Raw genomic sequence first — 11,645 nt, forward strand, 5'->3', positions numbered from 1 at the left:
GAAATTCGTTTTAAGAATGGCATATAAACCCATATAACGTCAACTCTATTCGAAGAAGTGAAAAAGGCATGCTGTCGCGGCAGCATGCCCTCTTCGGATGAATATCCAGAACTAGTCTTCCTCTACCTGCCCATTCGGCGTTTTACCGCCATTTGGCGCTTGACCTCCATTTAGTCCATTGCCATTCCCATTTCCGTTGCCGTTACCATTTCCATTAGGTACCTGCAATTGACCATTGCCATTCCCGTTACCATTACCATAGCCGTTGCCAGTTCCATTCGGCCCAGGCTTTTGTCCATTTTGGCCGTTTCCATTAGGCGCTGGCGTTTGTCCGTTACCATTGCCATTTGGTGCTGGCATTTGTCCGTTACCATTTCCATTTGGTGCTGGCGTTGCTCCACCATTAGGCACTAGCTTCCCTCCACCGTTTGGTGCCGGTGTTTGACCGCCACTTGGTCCTTGACCTTGACCCTGGCCTTGACCACCTTCCTGGCCTTTGCCTCCACCGGTGCCCTTGCCGCCACCTTGGCCTTTGCCTCCGCCATCACCTTTACCGCCACCCTGACCTTGGCCTCCAACACCGCCTTTACCGCCTTCCTGACCCTGGCCTCCACCTTGGCCTTGGCCATGACCTTCGCCGGTGCCTCCACCGCCGCCTTTACCTCCGCCATGCCATTTACCTTTGCCTTTACCGCCGCCTTGACCCTGTCCGACACCCTTAAGCTTCATATAGCCATAGGTGATCGACTCGAGCGTACGGCTATCTACTGCGCCTGTTACCGGCAGCCCATGCTTTTTCTGAAAATACTTTACACCTTGAACCGTTGCATCATCGTAGTAACCGTTGATATCACCAGAATAACTGCCTAGTGATTTCAGCATCCCTTGGATAACATACACATCGGGTCCCTGTGCCGCTTTACCGACAGCCAAACTTGTTGTTGGCAAGGATAAAAGCAGCATGAGAGCTAGTACTACGACTCCCATACGCTTTCCTATAGACCTTCCAAAGTTACCTTTTTTCACGTCTGCGATTTTACTACGATTCCATTGCTGCACTTAACCGACACCTTCCCTTTTCCTATGATTTCACTGCGTCTTTACTATTCCCAATATGCCATTTTTATTAGTCGCTTTCTTCAGATCCTGTTTCCTTTACACAACAAAAAAATGGACCCAACATCACAATGACGTTGAGACCATCTTATTTGCCTTGCTCATACTATGCACTACCCGAACGAATAACCTGCAACGGATTACCTGCCACAAAGCTGTGGGGTGCCACATCCTTATGAACGACGGAGCCCGCGCCAATAATCGCATAATCACCAATCGTTACGCCTGGCAGAATCGTCGTATTAGCCCCGACCATCACATGGGAACCAATATATACGTCACCAAGTCGATACTCCTTCGTTAAATACTCATGCGCCAGGATCGTCGTGTTATAGCCAATTATCGTATTGCTTCCAACATGAATCCTCTCTGGAAAAAAAACATCCACCATCACCATCAAGGCAAATGCCGAGTGCTCACCAACCGTCATTCCTAGAGCACGACGATAAATCCAGTTTTTCAAACGCAAAGAAGGAGAATATCGCGTGATTTGAATAAAAATGAAATTTTGCATGGCCTTCCACTTACTTACAGTTTGGTAAATTTGCCATAGCGCGTTCGGGCCGTCTACTGGATATTTCTCTGTCTGCCTCAATCAGCCTTCACATCCGAAGATATCCCAATTAGCGGCAGCAGGTCAAACATATCATCGACAATATGATCCGGGTTGTACTGCTCTAAATAGGAGCGCCCCTTCCAGGACCAGGATACACCGACAGAAGTAACTCCTGCATTCTGAGCAGCCTCAATATCATAATGGCTATCGCCCACCATCATCGCTTCTTCAGCCGAGCTTCCTAGCTCTTTCAGCGCTGCGATAATGCCCTCAGGACTCGGTTTCGGTTCCTTAACATCATCTACCGTCACAATAGCACTCACATAAGAATCTAAACCGCAAAGTTTAAGACCCATCAATGTAGTCAATCTGATTTTGCTAGTAACAATACCGATCTTGATACCCTTCTCATGAAGCTTTGCCATTACCGTACGTACGTTCGGAAATTCTTTTACAAGCTCATCGTGTTTAGATAGGTTGAACGTACGATACTTAGTTATCAGCGTTTCAACTTCTTTTTTGCCTGTAAAAAACTCCATTTGCTCCACTAACGGACGCCCCATATTGGGGATAATAAGCTCCCGACTAACAGGCTCCGGCGTTTCGCCTTCCAAGCTATGCAGGAACGATTGTACAATCAATTCATTCGTATCTACAATCGTGCCATCCAAATCAAATAGTACCGTTCGAATCATAATTGACTCCTTTATCTGTCTCTTCCTCTTTGACTACTTTGTTTTTCTCAATCGCCAGCGTAGATACGATAGGGTCCGCATACCGTGCGTTGGCGTAACCTTTTTTCCTTCTAATGATAATCATGACCACGGCCGCAATGACGATCAGCAGTGCAAGCAGCTGGGAGAACCGAATATTCCCTCCATACGTCAGCACGCCTGGCTCAAACACCACTTTCATAGGTGACCATAACGCATTCATCAATGAGGCTAACCAACCTGGCCCCGTGATGTCCAAGCTGTCTGTACGGATCCCTTCAATGAAGAAGCGTCCGATGGAATACCAGATGAAATAACTTAGAAATAGCTCGCCTGCCCTTAAGAACGGTCTACGGCGAAGCCAGAATAAAAGCAGCAGCCCTACAAAGCTCCAAATCGACTCATACAGAAACGCTGGGTGGTAGAATGTGCCTTCAATATTCATTTGATTCACGATAAAATTCGGCAAATGCAGGCTGTCTCTCAGAAACGACTCCTCTACCGGCCCCCCATGAGCTTCCTGATTCATGAAATTGCCCCAACGGCCGATTGCTTGTCCAACAATCAAACCTGGTGCGAGAATATCCGCAATTCGGAAGAAGTTATATCCCTTTGCCCGAATATAGAAAGAAGTACCGATAATCGCACCGATCAGTGCGCCATATATCGCAATCCCGCCGTGCCATATCATGAATACTTCCCATAAATTATCTTTATAATCAGCCCATTGGAAGGCAACGTAGTAAATTCTAGCACCAATAATGGCAGAAGGAACCCCAATTAACAATAAATCCATGAAGAAGTCTGGTACGATTTTAAATCGCTTTCCTTCTTTGATCGCCAACATTAAACCCACTAACGCAGCTGTTCCCAAAATAATGCCATACCATCGGACATGAATCGGCCCTAGGGAGAACGCAATACTTTCTAACATAGTTCCACTCCTTCATTTTCTGAGCTACTCATCGCTCTCAATCAAAATCCTCAAAATCTTCATTCAACGATTCCGTCAATTTATTCGTAAACTGCAGCGCCGCGTTGTAGCCCATTCGCTTTAAGCGATAATTCATCGCCGCCACCTCGACAATGACCGCTAAGTTTCGCCCTGGTCGTACAGGTATCGTAACGAGCGGCAAATCGGTGTCGATGATCCGCGTTAGCTCCTCATCCAAGCCTAAACGATCATATTGCTTTTCTTGCTGCCAATTTTCCAATTTAACAACAACCGAAATTTTCTTCACATTACGAATCGCTCCCGCACCGAATAATGTCATGACATTAATGATGCCTACACCGCGAATTTCAAGCAAATGGCGGATCAACTCCGGCGCATTTCCCGTCAGTACTTTATCGCCGTTTTGTCTGATTTCTACTGCGTCATCCGCAATGAGTCGGTGACCCCTTTTTACTAGCTCTAGCGCGGTTTCACTTTTCCCGATCCCACTGCTTCCAGTAATCAACATACCTACCCCATACACGTCGACAAGTACACCATGAATGGTTGTGCTAGGTGCAAGCTTATTTTCGAGAAAGCCTGTTAACCGACTTGCAAAAATCGTTGTAGATAACTGTGTTCTAAGCACCGGCAAATCACGCTTTGTCGCCTCTTCCAGCAATTCAACGGGAACTTCCAGTCCACGAGTTACAATAATACATGGTGTTTCCTCTGGAGCACATAGCTGCTCAACCCGATTTCTCCGAACACCTGTCGTCAACATTTCGATAAACGTAATTTCTGTTTTACCCAGCATCTGAATACGCTCTTTGGGATGGTAGTTGAAATATCCAGCCATCTCCAGACCAGGACGATACAAATCGCCCGTTGTGATCGGACGCTTCAGCCCACCCTCACCTGCTAACACTTCCATATGTAGCTGTTCCATCATTTCGGAAACCTTTACTTTTTTGGCCATTGTCGTAACTCCTTCAAATTTGCTTATGTACCATGTGCTTGTTATGTTGTACGCAGGCTTCCAATAGTTTCATCGTAATAGAATACCTAGTTGAAATCAACTACTGTGTTCATATACAAAAAGACCAGCCGATAACGGCTGGCCTTTCAGTACAATCCTATAGGTTTGGATTAACCAAAATGGATAGTGTTGTTTCTTTATCGAAGAAATGAACTTTGTTCATGTCTAGTGCCAATTTAACGTTTGTACCTTCTTTGATTCCGGAACGACCGTCAACACGAGCGATTACTGTGTTTGCGCCGATACCGTTCAAGTACAAGTACATTTCGTGACCCAAGTTCTCAGTCAATTCAACGTTAACGTTGAATACTGTGTTCGGGGAAGCTTCCAAGAATACTGGCTCTTCGTGAATATCTTCTGGACGAACTCCCAGAATCACTTCTTTGCCAACAAATCCTTTGTCTTTCAGAACTTGTGCTTTACCAGCTGGAACTTCTACATTAACAGTACCCGCTTTGAAGAATACGCCGCCGCCTTCGGATGTCAAAGTTCCGGACATGAAGTTCATGGATGGGGAACCAATGAAGCCTGCAACGAACATGTTCACTGGGAAGTTGTAGATTTCTTCTGGTGTAGCAGCTTGTTGAATAATACCTTTATCCATAACAACGATACGATCGCCCATTGTCATAGCTTCGATTTGGTCATGCGTTACGTAGATTGTTGTAACACCAAGACGTTTTGTAAGCTTTGTGATTTCCGCACGCATTTGTACACGAAGTTTCGCATCCAAGTTGGAAAGCGGCTCATCCATTAAGAATACTTGTGGCTCACGAACAATCGCACGACCCAAGGCAACACGTTGACGTTGTCCACCGGAAAGTGCTTTTGGCTTACGATCAAGCAAGTGAACGATATCTAGAATTTTCGCTGCTTCGCGAACGCGAGCATCGATATCAGCTTTTTTGAATTTACGAAGTTTCAATCCGAATGCCATGTTTTGATAAACTGTCATATGCGGATAAAGAGCGTAGGATTGGAATACCATCGCGATATCGCGATCTTTTGGAGCTACGTCATTTACAAGGCGGTCTCCGATGTAAAGTTCACCTTCAGTGATTTCCTCTAAGCCTGCGATCATACGAAGAGTTGTGGATTTTCCGCAACCGGATGCACCAACTAGAACTACGAACTCTTTGTCAGCAACTTCAAGATGGAAATCTTTAACTGTTGATTCTTCTGCACCAGAATATCTTTTAACGATATGATTTAAACGTACGCCTGCCATGATTTCATTCCCCCTACAATTTATCGTTCAAATGCTTTATTTATCAACATTTCTATATACACATCTTACCCTACGAATGGCGGACTGACTATGCACAATCCCTACAAAAAAATCACTTTCTTTTCGTTACTTTGTACAATAGCAAGGCCAAACGTACCAAAACCGCATGATTAAACGTTCTAACATCCAGTCCAGTCTCGTTTTTGAACTTGTCCAACCGATATAGCAATGTATTTCGATGAATATATAGCTTCTTCGCCGTTTCACTGACGTTACAGTCTAGTGTAAAGAAATGCTCCAGCGTCGTTACCGTCTCGCTATCCAGCACATGATCCGTGCCGCGGAGCACCTGCTCGAGGAATTCGGTTTTCTCCTCTTCCTCAATGAGATGCAGCAACTTTTCAAGACGAAGCTCCCAGCGCAGATGAATAAAGCTGCCTACGTGGAAGGAGCGGCCCAACATGATAGTCTCACGCAATTTGAGCACAGTGGCGAACATAGACTTCGCAGGCTTCACTGGGAAATCAATGGCTAAGTGACATTCGCCAACCCATTCATTCGCCAGCATTTCATACAAGCCTGAGCCTAGCGCATCGAGCGTCTGCTCAACACTTTCTTCCTCGTCTCCATCACGTTCCTCACTACCGCTGGTAATAAGGACTTCCGGCGCTAAGATCAGCCACTCCTTCTCTAGCAAAGGAATAAGAATAATCTCCGCTTCGAAAAACGATTCCAACAGCTTCTTAAGCTCCGTGTAAGAAACACGTTGATTTTGAGGATAGTCTCCATACAGTAATAGCGGAATTTTAGTTGAATACAACGATGATTGCGAAGCAAGCGCATCAGGCAGCTCAGCATGACTCGTGCCACGTTCCATTTGCAGAAGGAGCCACTCTCTTAATTGATTCGACTTTCTTTCATCTTCCGATAGATAAGAGCCGAATTGCTTCTTCTCCAATGTTTGTTTGGATTCAATCGTGAGTTCGATTAGCTTGCGTTCAGATACAGACAGCTTACTCACACCCACTTGTAGAACACGAACCTCTCTATGTTCTTGAGAAACAAAGAAAAGAACCTCCTGGCCTCGGTTAACACTTCGACTGAATCCTTCCTGACGCTCTCCCTGATCCTCCACAAGCTGGTGCCATTCGGACTCAGGTATCAGGCTTATCTGTACCGGCGACTGTAAAACCGCTTCCAATCGCTCCTTGACATGCTCCCAAATCATCTGCCTTCACTCCTTATTGCCTATAGCATCTTCTATATTTTTCTCTCTATTGTACCATATGTATGCCCACTCCTGTGAATGGTAAGGAACCCTCCAGTCATAATTGACAAGAGGGTCCACTTTGATGAGGTTCTATTTGATTACGCGGCGAGCCGTCACGTAGTGATCAGCCCACCATTCTTTATTGATCGAGGTGAATTTGACACCACCTTCACCATACGTATGAATCATCATGCCGTCACCAACATAGATACCGACATGTCCAATGTTCTTACCGGAAGCTGGCGTTGTGAAGAAAACCAAGTCTCCGGTCTGCAAATTGCTTTTGCTAACGAATGTTCCTTCCTTGGCTTGATCACGTGAAACGCGCGGCAGTGTAATCCCATATTCAGCAAACACTGTTTTCGTAAAAGAAGAACAATCCATCGTCTTCGTTTGACCGTACTTTGCACCAAAAACATAAGGAGTACCCAGATATTTTTGAGCAGTTAGGATTAACTCGGCTTTCAAACGATCCTTTGATGAAAGAACGCTTCTTCCGCCAATAAAACTCCCTTTCAGCTCACTTACATTACGGGTGACGACTTCGTCTTTGCTCTGGGATGCCATGACCATTTTCCCTTGGCCCACATAGATCCCAGCAAACGTTGGCTTGGAGCCACTACCAAAGAACAAGACGTCACCTGGCTCTGCTTTATCTATTTTCGTAATTTTCGTTGATTTCATGTTGAATTGCCCGATTAATGTTCTTGGCACATTGTAATTTAATGTTTCATAGACGTAGTAGATCAATCCAGACGAATCAAACCCTGCAGATGGTGTTTCATCACTTTTGGAGTAATCAACGCCGACCATTTTTTTAGCCAAAGAAACGGCATCCATATCATCATTTGCGGCATAGGCGGAAACGGCAGTTGTCGCTGATAATGCGATCGTAATCGCAGCTGTAATTCCTAATGTGCGGTGTGCAAGACTCTTTATCATGGTATTTCCTCCTGTAAGTGCTCTCTTAGGTGAATTGGGTAAAATGGAAAACTTCTCAGTTACTAGAACAAGATTACCATGGTAATGAAAAGACTTTCATTCCTAAAATATTTCCTATCATCCATGACATTGGTAATGATGCCAATTCCTTCTTTAGATTGGACCCTTATCTATTAAATCCATTGGAAAAATACAACTTCATAACTGCCACCCTCATATTCTTCATAGATTTGGAAATAATTGTAGTAGCACTTTTGGGGTTGTATTCTAGTTAACTATGGAGGTGACAAGCATGAAAGATCATAATCATTATCCAACCTACGATGTCATGGAAGAAAGCAAGAATTGGGATGCTCACACCAGATCCATTGTGAACGCTCGGATCATTCGTGAACATGCTTACGGATATTTAACATTCGTTGAGGCGGAAACGCTACGGGCTTGGTGTTCACTGCTTATGGACGATCATCGCGGGGAAATCATTCAATACATCATTAACCATATTGATCAAGTACTATCAGAAAATAAAGGTGAAGGCCAACGGAAGGTAGGCACGCCTCCGCTTCGAATGCTTTTACGCCAGGGACTGAAAGCGATCGATGAAACGGGCTGGTTCGCCAATAGTCAGCCTTTCTTCCAATTAGATGAAGCGAATCAACGGAACATTATGCTCCAAATCAGTGATAACAGCTATCCAACGACGAAGAATTGGGAGGGTATTCCTCCAAAAGCCTTATTTCAAAAACTCCTTCAGCTTAGTGTAGAAGCTTACTACGCACATCCTTTGGTGTGGTCTGAAATTGGTTTTGGAGGACCTGCCTATCCTCTCGGATATACGCTTAACACTCCTAGTCAATTAGAGTCCTGGGAGGCTGCGAAACGATCATGAAATGGCGCTATGAAGATGAATCGGTGGACATTGTCATCGTAGGTGCAGGTGCTGCAGGAGGGGTTCTAGCTAAAGAGCTTAGCGAAGCAGGGCTCGGAGTGGTCGTCATTGATGCAGGACCTTGGCGTGATCCTGAGAAGGATTTCGCGAGTGATGAGTTGAGTATGAAGCGCTTAGCTTGGGAGGATACACGCCTTGTTGATGCTGCCCAGCCATTCGTCACCGGAAAGCATCAATCGGGAAAAGGCATTGGCGGTGGCACCCAGAATTTTACTGGCGTTTTCCTGCGATTTCATGAATCTGATTTCAAAACAAAATCTATAGATGGCGTTGGGGAAGATTGGCCCATTCATTACAAGGACTTGGAGACCTACTACACGAGAATTGAAAAAGAAATCTCCGTATCCGGCCCTAAGCATTTCCCTTGGGGAAACTTTCAGGGTCCCTATCCCTTTCCAGAGATAGCATCCTTTAGCCCCAATGCTCAGTTATTTCACAAAGGTTGCAGATCCCTAGGTATTCAATCTGCTCCTACACCACTAGCTATCCTTTCTACACCGTTAGACGGGCGTTCCGCCTGCACAAACCGGGGTTTCTGCCTGCAAGGTTGTATGCCTAATGCGAAATTTAGTACTTTGATCGTGCACATTCCTCAGGCGGCTCAGGCAGGCGCAGAAATTCTTCCGGAGTGCAGAGTCACTCAAATCGAAGTTAATGACTTTGGACATGCTTGCGGGGTTCTCTTCGTCCATGAAGGCACCACTTATCGTCAACGGGCCAAAACAGTTATTCTTTGTTCACATGTTGTAGAAACAACTCGTCTTCTGCTTCACTCGGCCACACCTCAGTTCCCTGATGGATTAGCCAATTCCAGCGGTTGGGTAGGCAGAGCGATTATGACGCATAGCAGCAACGACGTTTACGCCAAGTTCGAAGAGGAAGTTCGTTTGTACAAAGGAACACCCGTGCTGGCATCCACACAAGATTTCTATGAAACAGATCCACGCAGAGGCTTTGTACGCGGCTATACCTTACACGCTCACGGTTCAAGGCCAATCGAGATGGCGGAAGGCATCCGTAAAGCTACTGAAGCCCCTTTGTGGGGGGCGTCATTTAGACAAGCTATGCAGGATTACAACTTCTATGGCCGTCTCAAAATGGTAGGAGAAGTGCTCCCAGCTTGGAACAATTACATAGCACTTTCGGATGAAAAAGATGAATATGGCATGCCTATGGCTTCCCTAACCTTCAATTATTGTGACAACGATCTCAAGCTTCTTGATCATGCCGTTGAAAATATGAAATTGATTCTCCGCGCAGCCGGTGGAGAGATCTCCTATGTTGTTCCCGATACACAACATCTAATGGGTGGTTGCCGGATGGGGAACAATCCATCAACATCCGTAGTTAACTCGTATGGTCAAAGTCATGACATACCGAACTTGTTCATATGCGATGCTAGCTTATTTGTCACCTCCAGTGGAGGCAACCCTACGCATACCATCATGGCACTAGCAGCGCGAACAGCCGATTACATCATTGACCTTGCAAGCTCCTGATTGTTATTCTTAACAGAAAGCCTATTAAAGGAAGGAGCCTGTGATAATCCCATGGCCATTGCAGAATTTACTATCATCCCTATCGGTACAGCCACAACAAGCCTCAGCGGTTATGTAGCTGATCTTCATAAAGAATTGGAACGACATCCCGATATCCGCTTTCAAATGACACCTATGGGCACCATTCTGGAAGGCCCCTTAGATCGCTTATTCGAGGTTATACGTGCCGTCCACGAGGTGCCCTTCTTACATGGAGCTGCGCGTGTCTCCACTTCCATCAAAATCGATGATCGCCGCGACAAACCCGCCTCTATGGAACAGAAAATGCAGTCTGTCGCAGACAAGCTCTGAACAGCAAAAAAAAAGCATCCTATTGCAGGATGCTTTTTCTCTATATAATGGAAACAAAAAAAGACCTTACGGTCTTGTATGTTTGTTTATAAAAGTGAGTCATGTAGGATTCGAACCTACGACACCCTGATTAAAAGTCAGGTGCTCTACCAACTGAGCTAATGACTCGTAGGGAAAATGGAGGCTGATGGATTCGAACCACCGAACTCGAAGAGAGCAGATTTACAGTCTGCCGTGTTTAGCCACTTCACTAAGCCTCCAGATACGAGATACCCGTATTGCTTAAGCAATACAACCATCTCAATGGCTTTGGACGGAATCGAACCGCCGACACGAGGATTTTCAGTCCTCTGCTCTACCGACTGAGCTACAAAGCCAAAAGATTATTTATAGCATGTCCAACATTAATTGAAATAAGAAATGGCGGAGCTGACGGGATTCGAACCCGCGGTCTCCTGCGTGACAGGCAGGCATGTTAGGCCACTACACCACAGCTCCATGCTACAAAAAAGTTTACCATAAAAATGGTGCCGTCGAGAGGACTTGAACCCCCAACCTACTGATTACAAGTCAGTTGCTCTACCAGTTGAGCTACAACGGCATAAAGATGGTGGAGGCTGACGGGATCGAACCGCCGACCCTCTGCTTGTAAGGCAGATGCTCTCCCAGCTGAGCTAAGCCTCCATCTGGTGTTTTGGTTTTATGGTAGCGGCAGAGGGGCTCGAACCCCCGACCTTACGGGTATGAACCGTACGCTCTAGCCAGCTGAGCTACGCCGCCACATAAAAGTGTATATATATTTGGAACTGGCGGAGAGAGAGGGATTCGAACCCTCGCACCACTTACGCAGTCTAACCCCTTAGCAGAGGGTCCCCTTATAGCCACTTGGGTATCTCTCCAAGATATATATACGATTCAGGAATAGTATTCCCTGAAAACTAGATACGAAACTCACGTAAAGTTAGATTACTTAGGAATTTTGGTTAAGCCCTCGACCGATTAGTATTCGTCAGCTGCATACGTTGCCGCACTTCCACCTCGAACCTAT

Annotated in this window: 11 protein-coding genes and 8 tRNA genes; 3 read left to right on the forward strand and 16 right to left on the reverse strand. The window is 45.7% G+C overall.

Annotated features, from left to right (window positions below):
- Positions 1-111 precede the first annotated feature (111 nt).
- The 8 genes from AC58QC_RS20115 to AC58QC_RS20150 form a co-directional block, all read right to left on the reverse strand.
- Positions 112-1,059: a peptidoglycan-binding domain-containing protein gene (locus AC58QC_RS20115; RefSeq protein ID WP_497416869.1), complete on the reverse strand. Its 948-nt coding sequence runs from the start codon at positions 1,057-1,059 to the stop codon at positions 112-114.
- Positions 1,060-1,222: 163 nt separating this feature from the next.
- Entirely contained in the window at positions 1,223-1,711 is a 489-nt protein-coding gene (locus AC58QC_RS20120; RefSeq protein ID WP_497416870.1) for an acyltransferase, read from the reverse strand.
- Positions 1,708-2,367, reverse strand: a complete 660-nt coding sequence (ppaX, locus tag AC58QC_RS20125; protein ID WP_497416871.1) for a pyrophosphatase PpaX — start codon at positions 2,365-2,367, stop codon at positions 1,708-1,710. Before ppaX ends, AC58QC_RS20120 begins: the two co-directional genes overlap by 4 nt.
- Positions 2,345-3,319, reverse strand: coding sequence for a prolipoprotein diacylglyceryl transferase (gene lgt, locus AC58QC_RS20130; protein ID WP_497416872.1), 975 nt, complete (start codon positions 3,317-3,319; stop codon positions 2,345-2,347). The genes ppaX and lgt overlap by 23 nt, the downstream gene beginning before the upstream one ends.
- A gap of 37 nt (positions 3,320-3,356) precedes the next feature.
- On the reverse strand, positions 3,357-4,298 hold the full coding sequence (hprK, locus tag AC58QC_RS20135; RefSeq protein WP_477593196.1) for an HPr(Ser) kinase/phosphatase: 942 nt from the start codon (positions 4,296-4,298) through the stop codon (positions 3,357-3,359).
- Between the two features lie 157 nt (positions 4,299-4,455).
- The gene (locus tag AC58QC_RS20140; protein ID WP_497246621.1) at positions 4,456-5,586 is read right to left on the reverse strand and encodes an ABC transporter ATP-binding protein; all 1,131 of its coding nucleotides are present in this window, start codon (positions 5,584-5,586) and stop codon (positions 4,456-4,458) included.
- A 112-nt stretch (positions 5,587-5,698) separates the two neighbouring features.
- The gene (locus AC58QC_RS20145) at positions 5,699-6,814 is read right to left on the reverse strand and encodes a PucR family transcriptional regulator (protein WP_497416873.1); all 1,116 of its coding nucleotides are present in this window, start codon (positions 6,812-6,814) and stop codon (positions 5,699-5,701) included.
- Between the two features lie 132 nt (positions 6,815-6,946).
- A complete protein-coding gene (locus tag AC58QC_RS20150) occupies positions 6,947-7,798 on the reverse strand; it encodes an NlpC/P60 family protein (RefSeq protein WP_497416874.1) in 852 nt (283 codons plus the stop codon).
- 292 nt (positions 7,799-8,090) lie between these two features.
- On the opposite strand from AC58QC_RS20150, the gene AC58QC_RS20155 reads away from it, so the two are divergent.
- From AC58QC_RS20155 to AC58QC_RS20165, 3 genes are read left to right on the forward strand one after another with little or no spacing between them, the layout of a single operon-like run.
- The gene (locus AC58QC_RS20155; protein ID WP_497416875.1) at positions 8,091-8,687 is read left to right on the forward strand and encodes a gluconate 2-dehydrogenase subunit 3 family protein; all 597 of its coding nucleotides are present in this window, start codon (positions 8,091-8,093) and stop codon (positions 8,685-8,687) included.
- Positions 8,684-10,246: a GMC family oxidoreductase gene (locus AC58QC_RS20160; RefSeq protein WP_497416876.1), complete on the forward strand. Its 1,563-nt coding sequence runs from the start codon at positions 8,684-8,686 to the stop codon at positions 10,244-10,246. Before AC58QC_RS20155 ends, AC58QC_RS20160 begins: the two co-directional genes overlap by 4 nt.
- A gap of 51 nt (positions 10,247-10,297) precedes the next feature.
- Positions 10,298-10,597, forward strand: a complete 300-nt coding sequence (locus AC58QC_RS20165) for an MTH1187 family thiamine-binding protein (protein WP_497416877.1) — start codon at positions 10,298-10,300, stop codon at positions 10,595-10,597.
- A gap of 95 nt (positions 10,598-10,692) precedes the next feature.
- Here AC58QC_RS20165 and AC58QC_RS20170 read toward each other — a convergent pair.
- The 8 genes from AC58QC_RS20170 to AC58QC_RS20205 form a co-directional block, all read right to left on the reverse strand.
- Positions 10,693-10,765 (reverse strand) — tRNA-Lys (locus AC58QC_RS20170).
- A 10-nt stretch (positions 10,766-10,775) separates the two neighbouring features.
- A tRNA-Tyr gene (locus AC58QC_RS20175) sits at positions 10,776-10,857 on the reverse strand.
- Between the two features lie 44 nt (positions 10,858-10,901).
- A tRNA-Phe gene (locus tag AC58QC_RS20180) sits at positions 10,902-10,974 on the reverse strand.
- A 44-nt stretch (positions 10,975-11,018) separates the two neighbouring features.
- Positions 11,019-11,095: transfer RNA gene (locus AC58QC_RS20185), tRNA-Asp, on the reverse strand.
- Positions 11,096-11,122: 27 nt separating this feature from the next.
- Positions 11,123-11,198: transfer RNA gene (locus AC58QC_RS20190), tRNA-Thr, on the reverse strand.
- Positions 11,199-11,205: 7 nt separating this feature from the next.
- Positions 11,206-11,281 (reverse strand) — tRNA-Val (locus AC58QC_RS20195).
- Positions 11,282-11,300: 19 nt separating this feature from the next.
- Positions 11,301-11,377, reverse strand: a tRNA-Met gene (locus AC58QC_RS20200).
- A 27-nt stretch (positions 11,378-11,404) separates the two neighbouring features.
- Positions 11,405-11,496 (reverse strand) — tRNA-Ser (locus AC58QC_RS20205).
- Positions 11,497-11,645: the final 149 nt, after the last annotated feature.

The organism is Paenibacillus sp. J22P51 (assembly GCF_059692215.1).